The organism is Bacillus sp. TH30 (assembly GCF_016650875.1).
GTDB lineage: Bacteria > Bacillota > Bacilli > Bacillales > Bacillaceae_G > Bacillus_A > Bacillus_A mycoides.
On the sequence record NZ_JAEKEY010000002.1, the window covers coordinates 1,827,683 to 1,854,380 of the forward strand.

The 26,698-nt window shown below is 35.5% G+C and carries 24 protein-coding genes and 1 pseudogene; 12 read left to right on the plus strand and 13 right to left on the minus strand.

Annotated features, from left to right (window positions below; genetic code table 11):
• The first annotated feature begins 18 nt into the window (after positions 1-18).
• From qoxB to JFU20_RS11715, 6 genes are all read left to right on the plus strand, one after another.
• Positions 19-1,953, plus strand: coding sequence for a cytochrome aa3 quinol oxidase subunit I (qoxB, locus tag JFU20_RS11690; RefSeq protein WP_002063826.1), 1,935 nt, complete (start codon positions 19-21; stop codon positions 1,951-1,953).
• Between the two features lie 13 nt (positions 1,954-1,966).
• Positions 1,967-2,569 carry a cytochrome aa3 quinol oxidase subunit III gene (gene qoxC, locus JFU20_RS11695; protein WP_002010602.1) on the plus strand — a complete coding sequence of 201 codons (603 nt, stop codon included), beginning with the start codon at positions 1,967-1,969 and terminating at the stop codon, positions 2,567-2,569.
• Positions 2,570-2,881 carry a cytochrome aa3 quinol oxidase subunit IV gene (gene qoxD / locus JFU20_RS11700; protein ID WP_002010600.1) on the plus strand — a complete coding sequence of 104 codons (312 nt, stop codon included), beginning with the start codon at positions 2,570-2,572 and terminating at the stop codon, positions 2,879-2,881.
• A 372-nt stretch (positions 2,882-3,253) separates the two neighbouring features.
• Positions 3,254-5,083, plus strand: a complete 1,830-nt coding sequence (locus JFU20_RS11705; protein WP_201038634.1) for a monovalent cation:proton antiporter family protein — start codon at positions 3,254-3,256, stop codon at positions 5,081-5,083.
• A gap of 18 nt (positions 5,084-5,101) precedes the next feature.
• A complete protein-coding gene (locus JFU20_RS11710) occupies positions 5,102-5,392 on the plus strand; it encodes a DUF4022 family protein (protein ID WP_002090894.1) in 291 nt (96 codons plus the stop codon).
• A gap of 14 nt (positions 5,393-5,406) precedes the next feature.
• Positions 5,407-5,838 carry a GNAT family N-acetyltransferase gene (locus JFU20_RS11715; protein ID WP_002167118.1) on the plus strand — a complete coding sequence of 144 codons (432 nt, stop codon included), beginning with the start codon at positions 5,407-5,409 and terminating at the stop codon, positions 5,836-5,838.
• A 39-nt stretch (positions 5,839-5,877) separates the two neighbouring features.
• On the opposite strand, the gene JFU20_RS11720 is transcribed toward JFU20_RS11715, so the two are convergent.
• From JFU20_RS11720 to JFU20_RS11730, 3 genes are all read right to left on the minus strand, one after another.
• On the minus strand, positions 5,878-6,312 hold the full coding sequence (locus JFU20_RS11720; RefSeq protein WP_002125294.1) for a hypothetical protein: 435 nt from the start codon (positions 6,310-6,312) through the stop codon (positions 5,878-5,880).
• A 4-nt stretch (positions 6,313-6,316) separates the two neighbouring features.
• Positions 6,317-6,517: a helix-turn-helix transcriptional regulator gene (locus tag JFU20_RS11725; RefSeq protein WP_000301182.1), complete on the minus strand. Its 201-nt coding sequence runs from the start codon at positions 6,515-6,517 to the stop codon at positions 6,317-6,319.
• Between the two features lie 139 nt (positions 6,518-6,656).
• Positions 6,657-7,949 (minus strand): NCS2 family permease, encoded by a 1,293-nt coding sequence (locus tag JFU20_RS11730; protein ID WP_002010534.1) that lies wholly within the window; start codon positions 7,947-7,949, stop codon positions 6,657-6,659.
• Positions 7,950-8,214: 265 nt separating this feature from the next.
• Here JFU20_RS11730 and JFU20_RS11735 point away from each other — a divergent pair, with 265 nt between their 5' ends.
• Together JFU20_RS11735 and JFU20_RS11740 are read left to right on the plus strand one after the other, a co-directional pair.
• Entirely contained in the window at positions 8,215-9,606 is a 1,392-nt protein-coding gene (locus JFU20_RS11735) for an amino acid permease (protein WP_002010536.1), read from the plus strand.
• Between the two features lie 181 nt (positions 9,607-9,787).
• Positions 9,788-11,335, plus strand: a complete 1,548-nt coding sequence (locus JFU20_RS11740) for a hypothetical protein (RefSeq protein ID WP_002010537.1) — start codon at positions 9,788-9,790, stop codon at positions 11,333-11,335.
• Between the two features lie 65 nt (positions 11,336-11,400).
• Here the strand turns inward: JFU20_RS11740 and JFU20_RS11745 are convergent, their stop codons facing one another.
• Complete coding sequence (locus JFU20_RS11745) at positions 11,401-13,122, minus strand: DUF2339 domain-containing protein (RefSeq protein ID WP_002167117.1); 1,722 nt, start codon at positions 13,120-13,122, stop codon at positions 11,401-11,403.
• 134 nt (positions 13,123-13,256) lie between these two features.
• Positions 13,257-14,558 carry a branched-chain amino acid transport system II carrier protein BrnQ1 gene (gene brnQ1 / locus JFU20_RS11750; protein ID WP_483862164.1) on the minus strand — a complete coding sequence of 434 codons (1,302 nt, stop codon included), beginning with the start codon at positions 14,556-14,558 and terminating at the stop codon, positions 13,257-13,259.
• A gap of 253 nt (positions 14,559-14,811) precedes the next feature.
• Between brnQ1 and JFU20_RS11755 the strand changes: the two genes are divergently transcribed.
• Positions 14,812-16,197 (plus strand): peptide MFS transporter, encoded by a 1,386-nt coding sequence (locus JFU20_RS11755; protein WP_002167113.1) that lies wholly within the window; start codon positions 14,812-14,814, stop codon positions 16,195-16,197.
• Positions 16,198-16,227: 30 nt separating this feature from the next.
• Here JFU20_RS11755 and JFU20_RS11760 read toward each other — a convergent pair whose 3' ends face one another.
• From JFU20_RS11760 to JFU20_RS11780, 5 genes are all read right to left on the minus strand, one after another.
• Positions 16,228-17,373 (minus strand): YHYH domain-containing protein, encoded by a 1,146-nt coding sequence (locus tag JFU20_RS11760; RefSeq protein WP_033715630.1) that lies wholly within the window; start codon positions 17,371-17,373, stop codon positions 16,228-16,230.
• A gap of 143 nt (positions 17,374-17,516) precedes the next feature.
• Entirely contained in the window at positions 17,517-18,149 is a 633-nt protein-coding gene (locus tag JFU20_RS11765; protein WP_002010547.1) for a class A sortase, read from the minus strand.
• A 116-nt stretch (positions 18,150-18,265) separates the two neighbouring features.
• Entirely contained in the window at positions 18,266-18,739 is a 474-nt protein-coding gene (locus tag JFU20_RS11770; protein WP_002167110.1) for a DUF2178 domain-containing protein, read from the minus strand.
• Entirely contained in the window at positions 18,732-18,950 is a 219-nt protein-coding gene (locus tag JFU20_RS11775; protein ID WP_000154019.1) for a helix-turn-helix transcriptional regulator, read from the minus strand. Before JFU20_RS11775 ends, JFU20_RS11770 begins: the two co-directional genes overlap by 8 nt.
• A gap of 112 nt (positions 18,951-19,062) precedes the next feature.
• Entirely contained in the window at positions 19,063-20,334 is a 1,272-nt protein-coding gene (locus JFU20_RS11780; RefSeq protein WP_002010551.1) for a 3D domain-containing protein, read from the minus strand.
• A gap of 661 nt (positions 20,335-20,995) precedes the next feature.
• Between JFU20_RS11780 and JFU20_RS30710 the strand changes: the two are divergent.
• Positions 20,996-21,499 (plus strand): annotated as a pseudogene (locus tag JFU20_RS30710) (methyl-accepting chemotaxis protein); the annotation flags it as partial.
• 132 nt (positions 21,500-21,631) lie between these two features.
• Positions 21,632-22,444 (plus strand): undecaprenyl-diphosphate phosphatase, encoded by an 813-nt coding sequence (locus JFU20_RS11790; protein WP_201038636.1) that lies wholly within the window; start codon positions 21,632-21,634, stop codon positions 22,442-22,444.
• 193 nt (positions 22,445-22,637) lie between these two features.
• On the opposite strand, the gene JFU20_RS11795 is transcribed toward JFU20_RS11790, so the two are convergent.
• Positions 22,638-22,841, minus strand: a complete 204-nt coding sequence (locus JFU20_RS11795) for a hypothetical protein (protein WP_002010557.1) — start codon at positions 22,839-22,841, stop codon at positions 22,638-22,640.
• 171 nt (positions 22,842-23,012) lie between these two features.
• Here JFU20_RS11795 and JFU20_RS11800 point away from each other — a divergent pair, with 171 nt between their 5' ends.
• Positions 23,013-24,167 carry a VanZ family protein gene (locus JFU20_RS11800; protein WP_201038637.1) on the plus strand — a complete coding sequence of 385 codons (1,155 nt, stop codon included), beginning with the start codon at positions 23,013-23,015 and terminating at the stop codon, positions 24,165-24,167.
• Positions 24,168-24,171: 4 nt separating this feature from the next.
• Here the strand turns inward: JFU20_RS11800 and JFU20_RS11805 are convergent, their stop codons facing one another.
• Both JFU20_RS11805 and JFU20_RS11810 read right to left on the minus strand, forming a co-directional pair.
• The gene (locus tag JFU20_RS11805) at positions 24,172-25,485 is read right to left on the minus strand and encodes a D-arabinono-1,4-lactone oxidase (protein WP_201038638.1); all 1,314 of its coding nucleotides are present in this window, start codon (positions 25,483-25,485) and stop codon (positions 24,172-24,174) included.
• Positions 25,473-26,645, minus strand: a complete 1,173-nt coding sequence (locus JFU20_RS11810; RefSeq protein WP_002010565.1) for an amino acid deaminase/aldolase — start codon at positions 26,643-26,645, stop codon at positions 25,473-25,475. Before JFU20_RS11810 ends, JFU20_RS11805 begins: the two co-directional genes overlap by 13 nt.
• Between the last annotated feature and the right edge of the window lie 53 nt (positions 26,646-26,698).

The window sequence follows — 26,698 nt, forward strand, 5'->3', positions numbered from 1 at the left end:
CAGATTGGAGTGAACACAGTGAAGCTTGATGAATTTTTTGTCACAGGTGACCCGATTATTTACGGAGCTGACGCTTCTATCGTTCTTGTGACATTAGCGATTCTTTTCGTACTAACAAAGTACAAAAAATGGAGATGGCTTTGGGATGAGTGGTTGACAACTGTTGACCATAAAAAAATAGGGACCATGTATATTATCTCTGCCGTTATAATGTTATTCCGTGGTGGTATGGATGGTTTAATGATTCGTGCCCAGTTAACATTCCCGGAAACAACTTATTTAAACGCTGAACACTATAACGGAATCTTTACAACACATGGTACGGTAATGATTCTTTTCATGGCAATGCCATTCGTTATGGGATTAATGAACCTTGTAGTACCATTACAAATTGGTGCTCGTGACGTTGCATATCCGTTCTTAAATGCTTTAAGTTTCTGGTTATTCTTTGTCGGAGCAATGTTATTCAACATCGCTTTCGTAATCGGTGGTTCTCCAGACGCTGGGTGGACTTCTTACTTCCCAATGGCAGGTACAGAGTTTACTTCTGGTGTAGGAAATAACTACTACGCAATTGCATTACAGATTTCAGGTCTCGGTACGCTGATGACGGGTATTAACTTCCTTGTTACTATCTTAAAAATGCGTACACCTGGTATGAAATTAATGAGAATGCCAATGTTTACTTGGTCAATCTTAATTACAACAATTATCATTATTTTCGCTTTCCCAGTATTAACAGTTGCTCTTGCATTAATGACATTTGACCGTCTATTCGATGCTCACTTCTTTACGATGGCGAGCGGCGGTATGCCAATGTTATGGGCCAACCTATTCTGGGTATGGGGTCACCCTGAAGTATATATTGTTATTTTACCGGCATTCGGTATTTTCTCTGAAATCATTAGTACATTCTCACGTAAACGTCTATTCGGTTACAGTGCGATGGTGTACTCGATGGTTGCAATTTCTTTACTAAGTTTCGTCGTATGGCTTCACCATTTCTTCACTATGGGTGCAGGTCCAGCGGTTAACTCATTCTTCTCGATTTCGACAATGGCGATTTCGATTCCAACCGGTGTTAAGATCTTTAACTGGTTGTTTACACTGTATAAAGGACGTATTCGTTTTACAGTTCCAATGCTTTGGTCATTGGCATTTATTCCAAACTTCGTAGTTGGTGGAGTTACAGGGGTTATGCTTGGAATGGCAGCAGCTGATTATCAATACCATAACAGCTACTTCCTAATTGCTCACTTCCACTACGTATTAATCGCAGGTACAGTATTCGCTATGCTTGCTGGATTCACATACTGGTATCCAAAAATGACAGGTCATATGTTAAATGAACGCCTAGGTAAATGGACATTCTGGATCTTTATGAGCGGATTTAACATCTGTTTCTTCCCAATGTACTTCTTAGGTTTAGACGGTATGACTCGTCGTATGTACACTTACTCTGAAAGTCTTGGATGGGGCTGGCTAAACCAAATCGCATCTGTTGGTGCTGTAATGATGGCTATTGGCTTCCTAATCCTTTGCTATAACGTAATTTGGAGTGCACGTCACGGTGAGCGTGACACAACTGGAGATCCATGGGACGGCCGTACACTTGAATGGGCAACTCAATCTCCTGTACAACATTACAACTTCGCGAAACTTCCTGAAATTAAAGAAGCTGATGCTTTCTGGTTCATGAAAAAACGTGGAGAAACAATTACACCAACAGCAGATGAATTAAAACCAATTCACATGCCAAGTAATTCTGGTGTGCCTATTATTGCGTCTTTATTCTTCGGTCTTGCAGGTTTTGCATTAGTATTTAGCTGGTTCTGGATTGCAGCAATCGGTGGTATTGGTATTTTAGGTTGCTTAATCTATCGTTCATTCGATTATGATGATGGCTACTACGTAAGCGTTGATGAAATTAAAGAAACAGAACATATAGCATGAGAGGTGAAATGACATGGCGGCTTTAGATAAAAGCTTACCTTTGGAATATCAATCCGAGCAAAGCAGATTGAATATCCTAGGATTCTGGATTTTTCTTGGGGCTGAAATTATGCTGTTCGCAACACTTTTCGCCTCTTATCTAGTCCTTGCTGGTCGTACGGCAGATGGCCCAACACCAGCGCAACTGTTTGAACTTAAAACGCTTTTAATTCAAACACTACTACTTTTAACAAGTAGTTTCACATGTGGTATCGCAATTCATGAAATGCGTAAACACAATCAAAAAGGAATGTTAGCCTGGTTTATCCTAACTTTACTTTTAGGTGCAGGTTTCCTATTCTTCGAAATCGAAGAGTTCATTATGTACATTGGTGAAGGTGCAACAATTCAAACAAGTGCTTTCTTATCGGCATTCTTCGTTCTTCTTGGAACGCATGGTGCCCACGTAACAGGTGGTATCATTTGGGCAACTTGTGTTATTATCCAAATTTTAAAACGAGGTTTAACACCAGTCACAGCTCGTAAAGTATTTATTATCAGCTTATACTGGCATTTCCTTGATCTTGTTTGGGTCTTTATTTACACACTAGTTTACTTGAACGGGATGGTGGCGTAAATGGGTCAAAATAACAATCAAGCAAATGGGCATGCGCATAGCGGATTCCCATGGTCACACGTTTTCGGATTTATTTTATCGCTTGCACTAACGTTTCTAGCTTTATACGTGGCACTTTATACAACCCTGCCACTTTCAACGATATTAACAACTATTATCATAATGGCTGTTGCGCAAGCTTTATTACAATTAATTATGTTCATGCATTTAAAAGAAGGAGAAGGAAGAATTCAAATTCTTACAATGATATACAGTTTCTTCGTTGCAGCTGCAACAGTTGGTCTTACTGTATGGATCTTCTTCTCAATGTAATTTGCATGAAAAGACTGCTGGGATTCCTCAGCAGTCTTTTTTTATCCCGCATTAACGAGCAGTAAGACCCCCACATCAAAATTCAGCGGAAGCAAAGAAGTTAGGTGGGGATCGGGCTGCCCGTAAAAGCCCGATTGGTGAAGGCTAATAATCAGTGGGTGATGAACAAAACCCCCACTGATTAAAGTTTCACTTTATCCCCTCCCCTATTACATCCACATTACGGAATTAACAACAAAATCATGCAAAATATACTTATTATGACAAATGTTAAGAAAACTCTTTCTTTATGAAATCGAAACCATATCCGTTGCTTTTCTTCCTATTATATGGCTAAATAGTTACTATATTTATTTGAAGGGAGAGAACGCAATGGAACATCATTCTTCTGTTCTATCACTTATGGTTGTCGTCGCAATCGCGTTTTTCGTTCCCCTTTTGTTACAGCGCTTTAAATTAAAAGCACTTCCTGTCGTTGTTGCAGAAATTATCGCAGGAATCTTTGTAGGTAAAAGTGGATTTAACATCATTGAGCCAGATATGTGGCTTCAAGTCTTATCAACACTAGGGTTTATCTTCCTAATGTTTTTAAGTGGTTTAGAAATTGACTTTTCGCTCTTTAAACAAAAAGGGAAAAAGAATACGACAAACGAACCGAACACATTCCAAGCAGCAAGCATTATCTTCTTGTTTATTTTCATTTTATCTTATGCCCTATCATTACTATTCGTATGGCTAGGATTCGTAGACAATGCAATGTTCATGACTTTAATTATTTCAACTATTTCTTTAGGTGTTGTCGTACCAACATTGAAAGAAAATAACTTAGGAAAAACCGCAATCGGGCAAATCATTTTATTAGTCGCTGTTATTGCAGACTTAGTTACAATGATTTTACTCGCTGTATTCGTCGGATTAAATTCCGAAAGTGGCCAAAGCATGTGGCTTCTACTTCTTCTATTCGGTGCTGGTATTGTAATTTACTTTGTCGCAAGACGGTTTAAAAATATTCCATACCTAGAAAGCTTAAAAGCCGGTAGTGTACAAATTGATACACGAGCTGTTTTTGCACTCATCTTAATATTAGTTGGATTATCTGAATCTGTTGGAGCAGAAAATATTTTGGGAGCCTTTTTAGCAGGTGTACTCGTATCTTTATTATCACCAAATGAAGATATGGTTGAAAAACTTGATTCCATCGGATATGGCTTCTTCATTCCTATTTTCTTCGTAATGGTTGGTGTAAATCTAGAAGTATGGTCTATTTTTAACGAGCCTTCTAGTATGCTAATGATCCCAATTCTAATTGTGGGACTCTTTATTTCAAAACTGTTGCCATCACTCGTCTTACGAAAATGGTACCCACGCAATATCGTACTCGGAAGTGCTATTTTGTTAACATCAACACTTTCTTTAGTTATTGCGGCTGCACAAATCGGTGAAAAGCTAGGCATCATTAGCCCAAGTTTATCAGCATCTCTTATTTTAAGTGCGGTTATTACTTGTATTTTTGCACCTATATTATTTAAAAAGATGTTTCCAAAAGTGGAAACACCAAAACCGAAAGTATCTATTATTGGTGCAAGCAGAATTACCCTTCCGTTATCACTTGATTTAAAACGTGAAGATTATAACGTAACACTATATATGATACGTCAAAATAAAATAAATGATGAGGAAGCGAAATCTCATGACTTCCCTATTGTAAAATTAGATGAGATTACTATTCAATCTTTAATGGGGCAAAAAGCTTTCGAAGCAGACCGTGTTGTTGTTGCGACAAGTGATGATGAACAAAACTTATTATTAGCAGAACACGCAAAAGAATTAGGTGTTGAACACGTCATTGCAAGTGTAGAAGATCCCCTTCTACAAGAAAAAGCGACTCAAGAACATATCGCTGTATTCTCGACTATTAACTCTACACGTATTTTATTACGTGCACTTATTGATAAACCGAGTCTCGTTCGCTTGATTACAACAGCAAATGAAACGGTGCGTGAGGTTGAACTACGAAGTAATAAATATAACGGCTTAGCACTTCGTCGCCTTCCGTTTCTAGGTGATGTACTTGTCATTCAAATTTACCGTGGTAATAAAGCATTAATACCACATGGTGATACGAAGTTACAGCATGGCGATACTTTACTTGTAACGGGTTCAAAAGAACATATTGATACAATGAAAAACATATTAGAATAGAAAATGTCCCTCACATAAATGAGGGGCATTTTTTCAATTTCATATGGTAAAATGTTACTATCACATATTATGGGGATGAATCACATTATGTCTATTTCAACTTTAGCTCTCTTATTATTAGCAGAAGTACTCGTCGCCATTATTCTCATCGGTATTAGCATTGAAATTTGTAGTTATGGATGGAAAAAATCGAATGGAATTAAGTACTTTTGTCTCTTAATTTCACTCCTTCTCGGAACAGCTAGCATACTAGGACTTCTCGTTGCACCCGCATATTTCTTCTTACAACTTATAGAAAAAGGCTTATAAGAAAGGGCGATATTATGATTACAGTGAAACATATTGATGCATCTGAAACATACTTATTACGTCAAAAGGTTTTGCGTCCCAATCAATCATTAGAAGATTGTAAATACGATTCAGATTACGAAACAGACGCCTTTCATTTAGGTGCATTTTTATATGATGAACTTGTTAGTATCGCCTCTTTCTCTAAAGAAATACATCCTGATTTACAAGCTGGTACCCACTATCGTCTACGAGGAATGACAACATTACCTAATTTCCGAAACCAGCATGCTGGCAGCTCCTTAATCCGTAAAGCTGAACAATTCCTCCAAGAACGCGAAGCGAATATTCTATGGTGTAATGCCCGAATTACCGTAGCGGATTATTACAAACGATTAGGTTTCCATGAGCATGGTGAAATCTTCGAGATTGATCCAATAGGACTACATAAAGTAATGTATAAATAAATATAAGAAAAGCTTTCTGCATATTGCAGAAAGCTTTTCTTATATTTCATTTTCACTTTTTATTTTTTTCATATATATGTATATAAACAAACTAGGAATTAAAAAGCAAACAAAGATAATAAGTCCTGTTATACTAATTTCCTTTATCGAAATACCTGGTGTTACAATGATACAAATAGCTAACAGTCCAATAACAATCCCTACTGGAATTAATAATAGTTTCATGAAATAACTACGCGATACTCCACCTGTATGCTCATACACTTCCACCGAATTTTTTAAGTTTAAAAAGTTAATAACTATTATCCCGCCCATAAATACCATTAATAAATCCGAAACACTTTCATACCCTGCCCCTTGCAAGACGTAACGGTAAAAAACAATGCCTAGTATGACGACATTTTGTAAGATGAAAGCCAATCTAATATGTTTTAATCCCTCAATCATTAAACGTTCATCTTTCACGATTTTCACCCTATCACTCCTTTTCCTCCCAAAACAAATCATTCAATGTTTTATCTACCGCATAACAAATTTTCAAACATAAATCTAAAGACGGGTTGTATTTCCCCTTCTCAATTAAACTAATCGTTTGCCTTGTAACGCCTACTTTTTCTGCTAATTGTTGTTGTGTTAAATCTAACTGAACACGTGCGACTTTTATTTTACTTACAGCCATTCATGTTCCTCCTCTGCCTTTATTGTAACATATATATTCCATTAAGCAATTTATATTTTACGTAATTGATTTGTTTTTTTCACTTTATTATACACAAAAAAGGAGCCTCTCATAAGAAGCCCCCTTTCCTATCTCTATACTATAAGAATAAATGACATCCAAATAAAATTGTAAATAAATATAGTAACGGATGTACTTCCATCCCTTTCCCCTTCACAATTTTTAATACTGGATACACTAAAAATCCAATTGCAATTCCATTTGCAATACTAGACGTTAACGGAATACCAACGAAAATTAAAAATGCTGGTAATGCATCTTCAAATTCATTCCAATTAATATCACGAATGCTTTGTGCCATTAAACTACCTACAATAATTAATGAAGGAGCTGTAATAGCAGCTACACTTGATAAAGACGCGATAACAGGGCTGAAAAATGCCGTTATAATCGTTAGACCAACAACTACAATACCTGTTAATCCAGTTTTACCACCTGCAGCAATACCAGCTGACGATTCAATCGTTGCTGCTGTTGGGCTTGTTCCGAAGATAGAACCTGTCGTTCCGCCAATCGCATCTGCAATAAACGCTTTGCCAAAACGTTTCTCTGTATTATCTGTAATTAAACCAGCTTGTTTAATTAAACCGAGTAATGCACCTGTCGTATCAAATAAAAGTACAAGTAAAAATGAAAATACAACACCATATAATCCATACTGAATTACATCTGAAAAAGCATTGATTGGATTTGAAACGATAATACCCTCTGGTAAATGAGGCATCGCTACAATTTTATCCTCAAACTTCAGTTGCCCCGTAAAGAAGGCGATAATTCCTGTCACAATCATACTAATAAATAATGCACCACTCACACGTAATACCATTAATACTGCCGCTAAAATTAAACCAATTAAAGTTAAAATAACGGCTGGAGAATGAAAATCACCAATCGTAACTAAGTTAGATGGATGATCCACGATAATTCCAGATAGACGTAATCCAATAAAAGCAATAAATAGTCCAATTCCACCTGCAATTGCATGTTTTAAACTGTCAGGAATTGCGATAATTAGCTTTTGCCTAAATGAAGTGAAAGATAATAAAAGAAAAATGATACCTGTTACAAATACTGCCGAAAACGCAATGACATACGTAATCCCCTCTGCCTGTTGAACGACAGAATAAGCAAAATATGCATTCATCCCCATAGCTGGAGCAATAACAATTGGATAGTTAGCTAAAAACGCCATACATAGCGTCCCAATAACTGTCGCAATAATAGTTGCCGTAAACGCTTGATCAAATGGTACACCTGCATCAGATAATATTTTCGGATTGATGACAAGAATATACGCAAATGTAAAAAAAGTTGTGATGCCCGCTAAAAGCTCTCGCTTCACAGAAGTGTTATATTTTTGTAATTGAAACATGGCTATGTACCCTTCCTACACCTGAATTATTATCACACATTCTTTTCTTACTAGTATGTGAGAAAATATAATACTTAATCTTAACAATCAATAAAAAGAAGAGTCAATATATTCTCTAATAGTGAGAATTTTAAGTTTAAGTCTGACAAGTTCAGATGTAGTACAGTTCATTTTGATTATTTTTGTAGCATAACAGATAGAAATGTTTTATAATTTGAAATAGTTAAATATTTAGGTAGCTCATTCTACAAGGGGGATTCTTCTTATGCAGCACACAAACAAATCTGGAACTTTAAATCGAGGTTTAAAAGAACGACATATTACTTTAATGTCACTCGGTTCGGCTATTGGCGTTGGGCTATTTTTAGGATCTGCTTCTGCTATTAAACTAGCTGGTCCTTCCATCTTACTAGGTTATATGATCGCTGGACTCGTTATTTTTTTCATTATGCGAGCGCTCGGAGAAATGGCAATTGAACAACCGGTTGCCGGCTCTTTTAGTAAATATGCTAATGATTATATCGGCCCACTTGCTGGCTATATTACTGGTTGGAACTACTGGTTCTTATGGGTTGTTACTTGTATGGCTGAAATTACGGCGGCTGGAATTTACATGCAGTACTGGTTCCCAGATATCCCGCGCTGGACTTGGGCACTACTCGCTCTATTATTAATGAGCGCTTTCAACTTCTTATCAGTAAAAGTATTTGGAGAACTTGAGTTTTGGTTTGCTCTCATTAAAATTGTCACAATTATCTGTATGATAGTGATTGGCTTTGGTATTATTCTATTCGGATTTGGAAATGGCGGCGTTGCAACTGGTATTTCAAATCTTTGGGAACATGGGGGCTGGTTCCCAAATGGCTTCTCTGGATTATTGCTTTCCTTACAAATGGTATTATTCGCTTATCTAGGCGTTGAACTAATTGGTGTTACAGCTGGTGAAGCTCAAAACCCGAAGAAAACACTCGCAAAAGCTATCGATAACGTATTTTGGAGAATCCTAATCTTTTACGTCGGGGCATTATTCGTTATGATGGCAATTTATCCATGGAACGAACTTGGCGAGAAAGGAAGTCCATTCGTATTAACATTCCAACAAATCGGCATTGCAAAAGCAGCAGGTATTATTAACTTTGTTGTATTAACAGCTGCACTTTCTTCTTGTAACGGTGGTTTATTTAGTACAGGGCGTATGCTATTTACACTAGCACAACAAAAGAAAGCACCTGAACGATTTGGACGTTTAAATAAAAATGGCATTCCGAGTCAAGGAATTGTAGCAACGGCTATCGTTTTACTTGTTGGTGTTATATTAAACTACCTTGTGCCTGCAAAAGTATTTACATGGTTAACTAGCATTTCAACTTTCGGGGCAATTTGGACTTGGGGTATTATATTAGTCGCTCAAATTAAATTCCGTAAAGGATTACCAACTGAGAAAAAAGACAAGCTAACGTATAAAATGCCTTTACATCCATTAAGCTCTTACTTCTCACTTGGCTTCCTCGCACTTGTACTAGGTATTATGGCGTATTCAGAAGATACACGAATTGCATTAATCATTGGCCCAATTTGGCTTATCGGCTTAGCTATCGTGTATTACATGAAAGGGTTTCATAAGATCGATGAAACACCTAATTCAAAAATTAGTTAAACAAGCTATCCCTTCCTTATTAATTGGAAGGGATTTTTTATTGTCTATATAAATATTTCTCAACAAAATTCACTTTATTTTTACAATTTTTTAATATTTTTTACGTTTTCTGTCTTTATTTTTTCAGAAAAATAAATTACATTATTAAAGCACATATATTTATTATTAGGGGGATTCTTCTATGAAGAATAAAAAATGGATTACATTTTCTTTAGCAACAGCAATTACACTTAGTATGGGGAGTTCGTTCATACCGTCTACTTATGCCGAAAGCTCTGTAGACCCAGCTCCTGAAATTGCTGCAAAGGTTGTAAATCAAAACAATGGGAAGAAAGTATTATTTGATAATACGCACGGTCAAACTGCCGGGACAGCTGATTGGGTTATTGATGGCGGTTTTTCTGATTTCGGAAACGGCATTGCCCAGAACGGATATCATGTAAAAGAACTTCGTAAATCAACACCTATTACATACGACGACTTAAAAAATTACAACGTGTTTATCGTTCCAGAGGCAAATATTCCTTACAAAAAATCTGAACAAGACGCAATGTTACAATACGTGAAAAATGGCGGCAGCATTTTCTTCATTGCCGATCATTATAATGCAGATCGTAATAAAAACCGCTGGGACTCCTCAGAAGTGTTCAATGGATATAGACGCGGGGCATGGGATAATCCAGCAAAGGGAATGTCTAATGAAGAAACAACTTCACAAGCTATGCAAGGAGTAGAAAGCTCTGATTGGCTATCCAATAATTTCGGTATTCGCTTCCGTTACAATGCACTTGGTGATGTTTCAGCTAAAAATATTGTCTCACCTGCGCAATCATTCGGAATTACAACTGGCGTTTCATCTGTAGCAATGCATGCCGGCTCTACTCTTGCGATTACAAATCCAAAACTAGCGAAAGGCCTTGTATATCTTCCAGAAAATCCATCAAAATGGAATAACGCTGTTGATAGCGGCGTTTATAACGGTGGTGGCGTTGCAGAGGGGCCTTATGCTGCTATTTCGAAAGTTGGCCTTGGAAAAGCAGCCTTTATTGGTGATTCTTCTCCTGTTGAAGATGCTACGCCAAAATATGTTCGCGAAGATTCAGGTCAATCAAAGAAAACTTATGATGGTTATAAAGAAGAAAACGATGCTGTTCTATTAGAAAACATCGTGAATTGGTTAGCGAAGCAAGAAACATTTACAAGCTTAGATCAAGTGAGTGGTTTACAGCTTGATGCACCTACAGCTCTACAAACATTTGAACAACCAAGCTTATCAACAGAACCACAACCAGAACCTTGGAGCGCACCAAGTCAAGGTTACCAGTGGTTCAATACCAATACTTTCAAACCAGGTTCATACGGCTATAACGGCGCAGTGACAACGAGTGATTACGTAATTACTCACCCTAGCATTCTACCAAACAATGAAGTGTTCCAAATGAAGATTCAAGTAAATAACTTATTACCAAATACAACATACAATAATTATTCTTTAGGTATCTTCACAACTGGCGGAACACAGGTGGCAAAAGTTCAAAATACAAATGGCACTTGGCCGTCTTCTTTCGGATATAGCAGTACATTCTCTTTCATAACAAATAACCAAGGATCTGCTGAAAAAATTGTGAACGTACAACTTGATCCAAATACAACTGGACAGGCAACACTTCGTCTAAGACAAAACACAACAGCTAAATATAATGAGGCTGTAACGATTGGTAAGAAGTAAAGTAAAGTAAAGTAAAGTAAAGTAAAGTAAAAGAAAAGGCAATCCGTAAAGGGATTGCCTTCTTCTCACTTCTCTTCTTTTGAGAAAAACATTCTTGAAATAACGATACCTATACTACCTACGATTAAGAATAACACCGCTCTAATCATCATCGACACCTCTGGTAGGTCGAGAAGGAATAACTTCCCTACTGTTACTACTAATACGACTAATCCAGCATATAATATTTCGTTCATCTGTCTATAACGGCCAAACCAAACTGCAAATAAAGCATATACCATCCATAATAATGATACAGATACGCTAATTATACTTCCATCTGTAGAAAGAACTTCACCGATCCTAGTAATTGTAATAAATACAATAACCATTAACGAGTAGAGCGCTATAGAATAAACATATTTACCTAAACTCGCTAACACTTCTTTTGCTTGTATCATGCAATAATAGAACGTTCCTATTAAAATAATATGAGCGACAAACCCTGCTGAAATGAACTCATCAAACGGGCTAAAAATCGTCTGTACCATTCCAATCGCATAAATCGTTGCACCTACATACAACTTAATATTTTGCTTTACTTTAATAGCAGTAACCATACCGAGGAAACCTTGTAACAATAATACGATCGCTGCATTCACCAAACTATACTCGTATAAAATCGCTAAACTAAATGACCCCATTGCAAAGCCAAATATTAGATTTGAAAATACCGAATGTTTATTCTTCCTATATTCAAGTACAAACATAACAGTATGCACAAATGCACTTATAACTATTCCCCACGTTGTAAATTCAGGAATTTGAGAAATAGCTAAAATAAAGAAAACTGCATTCGCACTAAATATCGCCAATCTTGCTTCTTGTATAAAACTTCTCTCCGAAAACATATGCCAAAATAATAGTAAATGAATTGCACCGTATACAACTGTTAACTGTACTTGCACATTCTCTACTAATATTGACATAACAACAAAGAAGACAAATAGGACAATTGCCGCAACAACATAAGAAATCATATACAAGTACTTATAAAGGTTTCTCAATGCATACCATAATAGGCTAATTGTTAATATCGTCTCATAACTAAAGAAAATACACGTATTAGGAGTCGTACTATTTAACAAGAAAGGAACAAAAAATGCTCCCACCGCCACGAAAATAGCGAGGTATTCCGATCTATATCTTTTCGCTAAATAAATCCCTAAAATAACCCATACAATATTACAGATAAACGCAATACTTGCAGGAATAAACTCATATAAATAATGTGCCGCAAACGTTGTTAAAACAATTCCCGTAATACTTCCTCCAGCTAATACTAACCCTAACGCTTGCCGCTCTCTTTTAATTTGTATATCTCCTACGTAATACAAACCGACAGATAGTACTATACCAAACACAACCCGTATCGCTGGTGTCAATAATCCGGCATCTACCCCTGCTTTGAATAACCAAATAACGCCAAGTAGCATAATACCGACAAATATGCGTGGTAACCACGTTTGACAAAACTTTATAATATTAAATGGTTCTGGTTTAAATGCAGATATATCTACTTGTTTCACCTCTGGCTCTTGCATGGACTTCCTCGTCTTAACTACATCTTCTTGTAACTTTTCATTACTTACCGCTTCAATATATTCTTTCTTTTCCTTATTAACATTTTGTTGAACTTTATCTACTTCTATTTTTCTTTGTTTCGCTTTCAATTCATAAAGTGCCTCTTGCATCGTTTCAATTGCCGTTTCGAGTGCTTCTATTTTCTTATTCAAATCCTCATTCATACGCTCCCCCCTCATCACTCATGTAAAACCTATATATTACCAATTACCTTTATCATACTCTTAGTCTATTCATTTTCAATACTATTTTTCCAAAAAAAGAAAGGTGTTTTCCGAAATAGGAAAACACCTCTTACTTATTTATTCTTATTTATAGCAATACTAACAATTACACCGAGGCAGACACCTACAAATGCCGGAACAATCCACCCTACACCTTCTGAATAAAACGGAAGCATTTTTAGTAGTGGTGTCCATTTATTCATCAGTACACTTTTGTTTAAAATATCAATCGCACTAAATACCGCTACGAGTCCAATCGTTACCGAATATACGTATACATACTTTCCAATATACTTATGGAATAACCCTAAAATAATAAGCGTTAGTGCAACTGGATAAATAAATCCAAGAATCGGTACCGATACTTTTAAAATTTGCGTTAATCCTAAATTAGCTAAAACCATACTAACAAAACTTAATATAAATGCCCAAACTTTATAAGATACTTTCGGAAATACACTTGCAAAAAACTGACTACAAGACGTAACCAGCCCAATTGAAACACATAAACATGCGATAGTAAAAATAAGGCCTAATAATACTACTCCGCCTTGTCCAAATAATGTCGTCATAACTTGTGCTAACACTTTCGCACCGTTATCAAATGTACCCAATGAACCACTAATTGAACCAACATATCCAAGAATGACATAAATAATAGATAATAAAAGCCCTGCTCCAATACCAGCAATACTCATATATTTTGCTAAACCTTTATCATCCGCTACACCTTTTGCACGCAGAGCATTTGCAATAACAATCCCAAATATTAAAGCTGCTAACGCATCCATCGTTAAATATCCATCTAAAAATCCTTGGAACATAGGAGCTTGTCCATAATTTCCTGAAGGCTCTTTCACACCGCCTACTGATGTAAACATACTTTTTATAAATATAATAGCAATCATACATAATAATAAAGGCGTTAACACCTTTCCAAACAAGCCCATTAATTTAGACGGTGATAAACTTAACCAGTAAACAATACTAAAGAAAATAGCCGTGTACAATAACAAAACTACGCTACCCGCTTCTGGGAACAACTGGCCTGGCCCTATTTCAAAAGCTAAACTTCCTGCACGTGGTATACCAAGACCTGGTCCAATAAATAAGTACACAATACACGGAAAAATAATTGCAAATGAAGAATGAACCCTGCCCGCTAACGTTTGAAAACTCCCTGCTTTCGCAATAGCGATAACACCTAATATAGGAAGCCCTGTTGCTGATATAATAAAACCTAACAATGCAATCCATACATGTTCTCCTGCTTCATATCCAAGGAAAGGTGGAAATATAAGATTTCCGGCCCCAAAGAACATAGAGAATAACATAAGACTAATAAGCAAAATTTCTTTTTTCTGTAACAATTTCATTTCTTTCTCCTTCTTCAATTTCACCTTACATGAAATCAATTCCACAAATAAAAAAATGCGGTAATCCGCTTCCTTACAAAGAAAACATAGTCCATAGTCTATCACAAAAGAAACACCCATTCTATAGCTATTTCCCTTTTCAAATTTCTTCTGAAAAATCAACCTTTATTGACTTATAATAGTTAATAAGGTAAAATATTAATCATACAATACTATTAACTTTGTTTTTTGCTTGTGTCAGGAGGAAACTATTATGGAATCAGCGATACAACTAGAAAGAGAACAACAAAGAAAAAAGAAACATCCTCCAGGTTTATACTTACTCTTCTTTACAGAAATGTGGGAAAGATTTAGTTACTATGGATTACGAGGATTATTAACATTATATTTAACAACAGCTTTAGTAAGTGGTGGTCTTGGGTTTAGTCCCGCTTGGGCACTCTCTATTTACGGATTTTATACTGGTGCTTGTTATTTCACACCATTGATCGGTGGATACTTAACGGACCGTTTTCTAGGCAAACGAAAAGCCATCACAATTGGTGGTATAACAATGGCAATCGGTAACCTTACACTATTTGCCTTGCAAAACCAAGTCGGTCTATACCTCGGATTAGCGCTTATTATTATCGGTAATGGATTCTTCAAACCGAATATCTCTACACTTGTTGGAGAATTATACGAAGAAAATGATCCAAAACGTGATAGTGCATTTACAATTTTCTATATGGGTATTAACGTCGGTTCATTTTTAGCTCCACTCGTTTGCGGGTTTTTATCAGAAAATTTATTCAAAACAACAGTAGATGGCGTTGTTCATTTCGGATTCCGTTACGGTTTCTTAGCCGCTTCAATCGGAATGATCATTGGACAAATTTTATTTACAACACTATCAAATCGCTTCCTTGGTGATATCGGTAAAAAACCAACTCGCGATTTGCAAACGGATGCTGGACAACAAACAATAGGAAATACACCGTTAACAAAAAAAGAAAAACAACGTACAACAGTTATCGTCATTTTAACATGCTTCGTTGTCTTCTTCTGGGCCGGTTTTGAACAAGCTGGTAGTTCGTTAACATTATATACAAATAAATTCGTTGACCGCTCCGTATTCGGATGGGAAGTACCAACGTCTTGGTTCCAATCGGTCAATCCATTATTTATTATTTTACTTGCACCAGCCATTTCAGCATTATGGGCGAAACTGGCAACTAGAAAAAATGGTGACATGAAAATCCCAACAAAAATGGGACTTGGTATGATCTTACTCGGTATCGGTTATATTGTTCTTGTTATCGCTACATTAAAAACAGGCAGTGACGAACATAACATTACAGAAAAAGCAAACTTACTATTTATCGTCTTTACGTATCTTTTCCATACGTTAGGTGAGCTATTCTTATCACCTGTCGGGCTATCAATGGTTAGTGCTCTCGCTCCAGTAAAACTAGCCTCTTTATTAATGGGCGTATGGTTAGCAAGCTCAGGTATTGCTAATATTTTAGGCGGACAGCTTGCAAGCTTCACAACTTCACTTGGATATGCTGAAGTATTCACAGTTATTGGCGCTGTGGCGATCGTTTTAGGTTGTGTTTTATTATCAATTTCTAAGAAATTAGTGAAATGGATGGATTAAAAAAAGATGAGGAATTTTCCTCATCTTTTTTTACGCTTTCTTTCCCTTTTCTATTGCTTGTTCATACAAGCCTTTATGTTCTTTATATTCACTTGGCACGAAACTCTTATAGAAGAACGAAAGCCAGCTGTCTCCTTTTTTATATCCTTCTTCTCGAATTTCCGCTGCCTTTTTATTTGATTTAAATCCTTCAGTAAACCATTTCTTTAATGTTTCATTCTTTTCATACTTAGCAGGAACTTTTAAGTCGTAGTTTTCAAATGCATATGTATATCCAGCTTTTTCCGCTGCCTTTTTAGCAGACTTATATCCTTTTTCATACGCGGTTTCATATACTTTCACATATGTATCCTTTTCAGTATTTCCAGGTTTCTTTTCAGCTAATTCTTTACCAGCCTTTTCACCAAGTTCCGCTTGTTCTTTTTCAATCTTTTCGGTTCTCTCTTTATTACCTACTTGGAAACCTTCTGCAAAGCTCCCCTTAAACTCAGGAGTAATTTGACTATCGTCCATTGCTTCTTGTGTTAACCCTTGCTCTTTACCTTTTTCAAAATGTGCTTTTTTCTGTTCTTCTAAAGACCATGCCGCAGCATACGCAGTTGTAAATGCTTGTTTATATGCGTCTGACTTTCCAGCTACATATCCTTCTGCATTATTCTTTCCTGCTTTAAAATCTGTCTCTCCACTTTTTTGACCTTCAGCTTGTCCCTTTTCAGCCTCAGCTTTACGCTGCGCTTCCTCTGCTTTGCGTTGTTCTTCTGCAGCACGCTGTCTCTCTTTCTCTACTTTGCGCTGTTCTTCTGCAGCACGCTGTCTCTCTTCCTCTGCTTTACGCTGTTCTTCTGCAGCACGCTGTTTTTCTGCCTCTGCATTGCGCTGCGCTTCTGCAGCACGTTGTTTTTCTGCCTCTGCATTGCGCTGCGCTTCTGCTTGTCTTTCAGCTTCTACAGCACCATTATTATTTTGGCTAGGAGCTGGACTCGTTGTACCACTACTAGAAGCTGGTTTATTGTGATAATGATATTCCCCGTACTGCAATCCCCATTTCTCACAGTTTGTACGGCACGTATGTCCACCATTAGCATCTGTACGTCCTGGATGTGCATAAGCAGAAATTGGCGCTACCAATAACGCTACACTTGTTGTTAAAAGAAGTTTTTTTACTTGCTGTTTCACTTTTGTTCCTCCCAAAATCTAGAATCATTACTTTATTATATAAAAATAGAAAAATATTTAAATACCAACTAAAATATTCTTTTATTTCTCAACATTGGATAAAAAAGAAGGTTCACTCTTTAAAGAGTGAACCTTCTTTTTCTTTATTTCTTACCCTTTGTTCCTACTAAATCACCCGTAATAACAAAACGCTTAGAATTATCCTTAACAGATACACATGTAATAAGTGTTATCTCATCTTTCCCATGATCCTCTACAACTTCCCATTTATCAGGAGTCACTTCAGATACACCGGTAACAGTATACTCATACTCATTTGCATTGTCATACAAATAAATTTTATCGTTCTTCTTTAAAGTTGATACATCACTAAATAAAACACCTTTTTTTGACATATTATGCCCTGCAAGTGCATAATTCCCTTGTCCCATTACTTGATTTTCTCTTACAGTTGCCGCACCTGATAATAAATTCTTTTCAGTCGACGCTTTTAAAACAGGAAGTTCTAATGAGATGCTCGGAATTGAAATACGACCGATTACTTGTTTTTTATCTAACGATGCACTCGCTACTTCTGCCAAGTCTGGTTGATTAATTTTTGAAGCATCTACAAATTCTGTATCATGCTTTTCATATTCCATCTTTTGAACAGCTTGTACATTCGCTGTCTGCTTCTTCTCTGCATTATATCCATCATAAAATGGCTTTCCGATTAATACACCACCTACAACAAATAGAAGGATTGCTACTATACTATAAATTTTTTGCTTATTCATATACAATTCCTTTCCGTTACAAAATCTTACTCTATATAAAATGATAAGACAATATTGCTATATGTACAAGTGTAAGCTGAAAAGAAACCTTCTTGCACGTGCAAGAAGGTTTCTTTCTAAGCTAATTTATTTCTGTATAGTGATACGTGAAAGACCGTCATTTGAATTAAATAAATCAAATACACAACATATAAAGGGTATGCCGAAATATATAAATTTGCTACAGGTGTAAATATTAATAATCCTAGTGCACAAGGTAATACAAACCACAATGATACAAATGTTGTTCGACATGCTCTATCTGTAATATCCTTCTCGCGTTCATCTTCTTGGGGAAATAATAACGGATACAATTGCAATGATGATTTTTTATATTTCTTCTTATGCAATCTTTTAAAGAACGCTATTATGATAGCTACAATAAATAGTAATACCGCAGGTGTCAAACTCATTGTTATTTTGGATGGCAAACTCTCATTTTTAATAATATCAGCAAACCGGATACAAAAATCATAAAACTCTACAAATGCCCAGCATGCCAATACACTGTAAAATAAATTTATGATATACGAAGCGACAATTCTATTCATCCTCTTCCCCCTCCTTATTTAAAACAAACACATCTTCCATCTTTAACTGGAACACATCACAAATTGTAAGCGCTAATAACAACGAAGGAACGTAATCCCCTTTTTCAATTGCAGCGATCGTTTGTCTCGTCACTCCGACTTTTTCCGCTAATACACTTTGTGTAAAATTAAAACGAGCTCTTAATTCCTTCACTCTATTTAAAATGGTCAAATTTACCACCTCTCACTATTATTGTATGATACTCTTAACAAAATGTAAACTCAACTTAACATTATTTTTACAAAAAAATCCAACTTTACGTTTTGTAAAGTTGGATTACGTTTTAGTTTAAAATTGTAACTTTAACATTTTTTCTGCCCCAATTACTAGACGAAGCTTTATCCGGCATTAAAACATCGATTTTGTGACCTTTAATCGCGCCACCAGTATCTGCTGCAATTGCAATTCCATAGCCTTCAACATTTACAGTAGATCCTAATGGAATAACAGATGGATCCACCGCAATTAATTTCATTCCTGGGTTTGCAGTTAAGTTATAAGGCTTACCACCCGGTCCCCATGCAGAATATACTTGTTGACCTGCTGCATAACCATTTTCAGATGGATCTGCTGTATAAGCTGTTGCGTGTACATACATTTCTTTTCCGCCAGCAGTTACTTTAGGCTGTTCAGGCTCTACTTTCGAACTATTATTAGCAACTGGTTCAGCTGGTTTATTAGCTTTTTCTTGCTTTTGCTTTTCAGCAACTTCCGCTTGCGCTTTCGCTAAAGCTTCTTGCTCAGCCTTTGCAGCTGCTTCCGCTTTTGCACGCTCTTCCGCTGCAATTCTTGCTGCTTCTTGTTCACGAGCGATTGTTTCCTGTACTGCCTTCATATTTGATTCAATTTTAGCCTTTTCTTCTGCTGCTAAATTAAGTTGGCTTGCAACCTGATTATATTTAGCTTGAACTGTTTGTAAGTTATCTTGACGTTTTTTCAAGTTATCTTGCAAATCAGCTTGTGCTTTTGCTAATTTTTGTTTATCTACTACTAAAGATGCTTCTTTTTCATCAATCTCTTTTTTATCTTCTTCAATTTGACGAAGATCTTGTTCTTGTAGACGTAAAATTTCTTTATCTGCTTCTAGAATAGTCGTAACTGCGTTCATACGTTGTATGAAATCTGCAAAGTTTTTTGATTCTACAACAACTTCTACTACTAAACTCGTATTTGAGCTATTTTGAACAGAAACCATACGTTTTTTCATAATATCCTTACGAGCAAGGACTTTATCTTCTAAAACGACAATTTCGTTCTTTTTTTGTTCAATCTGCTTATGTGTTTCATCGATTTTACGTTGAATAGCAGCTTGATCCTCTTTATTTTTTGCAATTGTATTATTTAAATTATGTAGTTCATTTTCGATACCTTGAATTTCTTTACTAACAGCTTGCTTCTCTTGCTCTTTCTTCTGCATATCTGCATCGTTTTGCTGCAATTGCTGTTGCATGTTGTTAAGTTTCTCGTCGTTTGACTCTGCTTTTACAGCGACTGTACTAGAAAGAACGATAATTCCTGCTAATACTAGACTACTGATTCGCTTAAAATAGTTCATAATCCGACTCCCTTCTTATACAGTTATACATGATTTATTTTACAGTTTGTTTACAGAACCATTAAATACAGTTTATTTTTCATGACAAAAAAAGAGAATTGTGAACAAAATGTAATAGATTCTTAAATATTTAACAATTCCTATATTTAAAAATTATAAAAGATGCTAAAATCCAAATATAGAGAAATTAAAAATCCTAAAGGCGGTTGAATTAAATAAAATGTTTACTCAAAAGAAATCACTCCAACATAAAATTGATCAACTAGAAACTCATATACATGAACTAGAAGCAGAATTAAAACAAAAAGATGTGGAAAAACAAGAAATTATATCTTCTATCCATAATCGTGTAAAAAGCGTTATGCAAGAGCACGAACTTGTAAATAGCCAACATCATACACTCCAAAACTTAATTCAACAATTGAACGCATGCTTTGAAAATGTTTCTACGCGTACTACACATTCCAACGAATTAAATAACGAAATGCTACAAAAAGAGCAAAACTTAATTCAATCTATTGAAGAAATTATCGATTGCTCTAATGAAGGAAAAGAATCCGTTCATCGCTTACTCATTGTAATTAATAGATTAGGTGAACAATCTCAACGTACTTCTAATAGTATGAATCATTTAAGCGAACGCTCTAAAGAAATTGAACAAATTGTAGAAGTGATTCAAAACATTGCAGCACAAACAAATTTACTAGCGTTGAATGCAAGTATTGAAGCTGCACGTGCTGGAGAACACGGTAAAGGATTTGCTGTTGTTGCTAATGAAGTAAGAAAACTAGCTGAAAGTACAGCTGAAAGTACAAAAAACATCGGTAACTTAACGAAAAAAATTCAAGAAGAAATTGAAAAAGCATACGATAACACAAAAGATAATTTGCATTTAGTTGATGAAGGTGTAGAAATGAGTGCCGATACAAACGCTAGAATTGAAAACATTTTAATTATGATTCAAACGTTACAAAGCGGTGCTACAAATGTTATTAAAGCTATCGAAAACCAAAAATCTTGTAATGATGATATATTACGTGAATTCGCTAATACACAACAAATGTTCCAAAAGTTAAATACTACTATTATGAATCATATTCATGATGCTGAGAAAGTCGATGTTCAATTAACGAAAAGTCTTGAAGAAACAGTAGTTTCTCATTAATAATAAAAATCCCTTATACTGTTATAAGGGATTTTTATTATATTTCGAATATTTATTTCTTCTCAATATTCATCCGTATTCTTGTTATAATGGACAAGTTGTTTCTTTCGACTAATAAACAAGGAGGTTATTATGGAACAATTTTACTACATTTTAAAATATTTAATTCTTGGTCTGTTCCAAGGACTAACAGAACCAATTCCGATTTCTTCAAGTGGTCACCTCGTTTTAGCACAGCATTTGCTAGGACTAAAAATAGAAGGGTTTAGCTTTGAGCTACTTGTTAATTCAGCTTCATTATTAGCTGTATTACTTATTTATAGAAATGACTTAATTCGTCTAACGAAGAATGGTCTATCTTATATATTCACAAGAGCAGAAGATGCAAAATCAGATTTCTTCTTTATTATTTACCTTGTTATTGCAACCATTCCAGCAGGTGTAATTGGAGTTTTATTTAAAGATTATATCGACCACTATTTAAAAGGTGTTAAAATGGTTGGGATTTCCCTTCTTATTACTGCTATCGGCCTTTGGATTATTCGAAACTTGCGTGGACGTAAAAATGATGGCGACCTTTCTATGAAAGATGCAATCATTATTGGTCTAGCACAAGCTTGCGCACTAATTCCTGGTATAAGCAGATCAGGTGCTACAATTGTGGCAGCAATGTTACTTGGTATGAAGCAAGAAACAGCTCTTCGCTTCTCATTCTTACTATACATTCCTGTTAGCTTAGGTGGTTTATTGTTAAGTATTACAGACATTGCAAACGATCCAAATTTAGATACATTATTTGTACCTTATATTGTTGCTTTCATCGCAACATTTGTCATGACATATATTTCATTAAAATGGTTTATGAACATTATGGTAAAAGGAAATTTAAAATACTTCTCTTTCTACTGTATTATCGTAGGTGTGCTAACTATCATTTTCTTATAAAATGAAACTTTAATCAGTGGGGGGTTTTGTTCATCCCCCCTGATTATTAGCCCTCACCAATCGGGCTTTTACGGGCAGCAGGGCTCCCACCTAACTTCTTTGCTCCACTTGAATTTTGAGGTGGGAGTTTTACTGCCCACAAATAGCGGGATAAAAAACCACTTACTGCCCTCATACAGTAAGTGGTTTTTCCTTATGCATAAACTTTCTTTTCCTGACAATACAAGCGAATAACATGTGTATTTTTTTGAAATAAATCATGTGTTAAGCGAATAATAATAAAATTTCGTTTTGTATTATCATCATGAACAAAAATCTGTTCCCCCTCTTGAAAACGCCATGTGCTTTCAAAAGTTGTAATATGATCCCCGCTTACCGAAAAAAGCTCATATTGCATATCATGTACCCTCTTTCAACTTGTATAATCATAATATCTTTATATTAAACTTATTATAACTTAATCTATTTTAAATTTGTAATTTTTTCTATTTCGAGCTATTTCAACTTTGTTTTACATTCTTTTAAGCGCTATAATGATAAACGAAATTTCATTGAAAGGAGCTTCATTTTGACTGCATATTTATTTCCAGTAAAAACAGCTTTTATTTTATTTCCTATTTTAGCAATGTTTCTATTAATTCCTTTTTTAATATTTAATTATCGAAAATACGGTTATTTAAATAAATGGCGCTCATTTATTTTATACTCATTATTACTTTACTTATTAAATGCCTATTTTCTTGTTATTTTGCCGTTACCACAAACGTATGATACTTGTAGCCTACAACCCGCTAATACACAGCATATGCAACTCTCACCATTTTATTTCATACAAGAGATTAGTAATCATACATCGGCAATTTTAACGAAACCTACTACTTATTTCTTGTTATTAAAAGAATCTGTATTTTTACAAGTTGCTTTTAACGTTCTATTAACCGTTCCATTCGGTATTTACTTACGTTATTATTTCCGACGTAGTTTCTTCCAAACAGTGTGCATTTCTTTTTGCCTTTCACTGTTCTTTGAATTAACACAAGTAACTGGATTATATGGTATTTATAATTGTGCATATCGCTTATTCGATATCGACGATCTGTTTTTAAACACACTAGGCGGCGTAATCGGTTTTATCATTGCACCAATATTTACGTACTTCCTGCCAAAAACAAGCGAATTAGATAGTCATATTGATTTGGAAACGAAACCAGTCGGATTCGTTCGTCGTCTCCTCGCTATGCAAATTGATTGGATTTTCTTATCTATCGTTGTACCTTTCATTAAAAACAAAGGAAACTTACTATTTATTTCTAACATCCAATCTTATACAAATGTATACGAACTCCTTTTCATTACATGTTCAATCTTAATTTACTTTATTATCATCCCATATTTTACAAATGGAAGAACAATAGGGAAAGCGTTGCTTCGTATTTACATTAAAGGACAAGCAGAGCGTATTACACTAAAAGAATTATTCATTCGTTACGGTATATTCTATTTCATTTTAGGTGGAATCAATTACATTCTTTCTAGTAGCTCTATTTTAAATCATACAGAGCCTTTAGTATTACTAGTTATACTGTTATTCCAATTTGTAATTAACGGGCTATTTATTATTCATGTTTTATTACATGTATTTAGCAGTGATAAATTACTATTTTACGAGGATATTAGTCATACAAGAAATGCAATTACACTTAAAAAAGCTGACAAATACTAATTTGTCAGCTTTTTTTCATAATCGTAAATAACTTTTCTGTATAAGGGCTTAAAAATATTCCTGTTTCATCTAGTGACTTCCTCACTTTTAGAAACGAATGCAATTCTGGATATATATTTTGCAATTTTTCGTACGTTAACGTATGCATTTTCCCCCAATGTGGGCGCCCTTCATACTTTAGAAAAATTTTCTCCACTTCACCAAAATAAGCGGCATACTTCATACCTTTATACATATGAACAGCTATATACGCTGAATCTCTTCCATATGCTGGACTGAGCCATATATCATCACCTCTCACGTAGCGGCATTCAATCGGGAAGTGCACCTTATACTTTTTCTTTTCAATAAGATTTGAAATTTCTTCTACAACAGCCCTCATATCCTTTGAAGGGACACTGTACTCCATTTCATAAAATGGAACTGTACGTGATGTAGCGAACACTTCATAGCTTGGTCCAATTATTTTCGTGTTCGGTACAGCCTTAGCTGATAATCGGCTTACTCCTTTACTTATAGAAGGAAACCATTTACACCCTTTAGATAATAAAGAGAACATCCTATTTTCCAGTAACTCCACCTTTAGTTTATGCCATTTCAAATCACTTTCTTTACTCGTTGTTTTGTTTGTAAATTTCACTTGCACTTCATCTGAATAAGGAAAAACGAAAAATTCAAAATGACGATTCTTCTTATATTCTTCTAGTTTCTTCATTACAGTAGACAATGATTGTTTTTCACTTTCATAAACAAGCGAATACGCTGGGATAACCTTCAATTTTATCTTTACAATGATACCTAGCATTCCAAGCGACAACTGAAATGCTTTCCAATATTCGGCGTTCTCGGCTTCTGAACAAACTATACTCTCACCTGTTGATAAAACTGCCGTGATCTCTATAACTTGTGTTGATAAACTCCCAAATGTAACACCTGTCCCATGAGTCCCCGTACTAATCGCTCCTGCAATAGATTGTGAATCAATATCCCCTAAATTTTCTTGCGCATAACCTTTTTCCTGAAGTAACTTCCCTAAATCATGTAGCTTTGTTCCCGCCCATACTTCGGCAACCTTCTTCTCTGCATCAATATTCACAATGCCCTTCAATTCATCTAAAGAAACTAAAATTTCTTCCGTTTGCACAAGAGGTGTAAACGAATGACCTGAACCGACAACACGAATTTTCTTTCCTTTTTTTCGTGCAAGCCCCACAACTTCTACTACATCTTGTATACTTTTTGGATACATCGTATAATGCGGCGTTCCTTCTACATTCCCTGTCCAATTTCTCCATTTTTGTCCCTTTATAGAAAGCATTGGCCATCCCCCCGATATGTTGAATACTCCCCAACAATCTCTTCTTCTTTCACACGATATAAAAAAGGAAACCGCTCACATAATTCTCCAGCTTTACTATGGCGAAACAAGATAGAATCTCCTATCTCTACTCGTTCCTCGCCGTTATAAAAAATCGGTGTTTGTACCTCGCCTGCACCTTCTAAAGCTAATAGTTTGGCACCATTTGGCCTCCAAACCTCAGGTTCTTTATCTTTCCCAGTTGCGCCTGAGGCAATATATCCACCACCTAGACAAGTGTAAATAGTTGGGGCTGGTTTACGCACAACTGGTAAAGCAAATCCGACAGCTGGATGAAATTGCACTTCTTTATAATAATCAAACAGCTTCGGGGCATAAAAAGCAGAGCCTATCGTAATCTCTGAAACTGAATGATCTTGCTCAGTTGTTTTTATACTTCCTGTGCCTCCCCCATTTACAAACCTTAGTTCAATACCTAGATTTTGTATTTCTTTTACGATACGTCCTCTTCTTTCTTTAACCTCTAACACTGATTTCTTCTTTAAATACGAAACCACTTTACTTTTCATCCATTGATTCGGTATATGATCCCCCACCCCGGCAATTTGAGCTTCATATCCCATTACACCATCTAGTATTAAATATGATGAGCCCTTCACCTTTTCTACTATTTTCAAAGCGCTCTGCACATCTTTTACCGGGGATCTTTTTACACCAAAATGAAATTGAAAAAAACGACTACTCATATCAATATCTAAACAAACACGAAAACAGCCTTTAGACTTCTCAGCAATTTTTTCTAAATAAACAATATGGTCTTCACAATCCACCATACAAGTTATGATGTGTCCTTGCTTTGTTAGCAAACTAATTTCATATAAAGCTCTTTCATCATAAGCAGGATATCCGAGCAATAAATCATTAAATCCTTGTTCAATTAAAAACAAAGCTTCTCTAGGAGAAAAACACATAATACCTTGAAACCGATTATTTGCAGCTAAAATCTTTTTCATAACTGGAACAGAGCGTAATGACTTACTCGCTATACGAATTTTCTTATCTCCACTTAACTCTATAATCGATTGAATATTCCTCTCTAAAGCCACTTCATCTAAAAATGCACACGGTAATGGAACTTCCTTAAAAATTCCTCTATCCACATTTTTCTCTCCTCTTCTATATATGTCTTATACATATTGGAAAGAAAAAATGA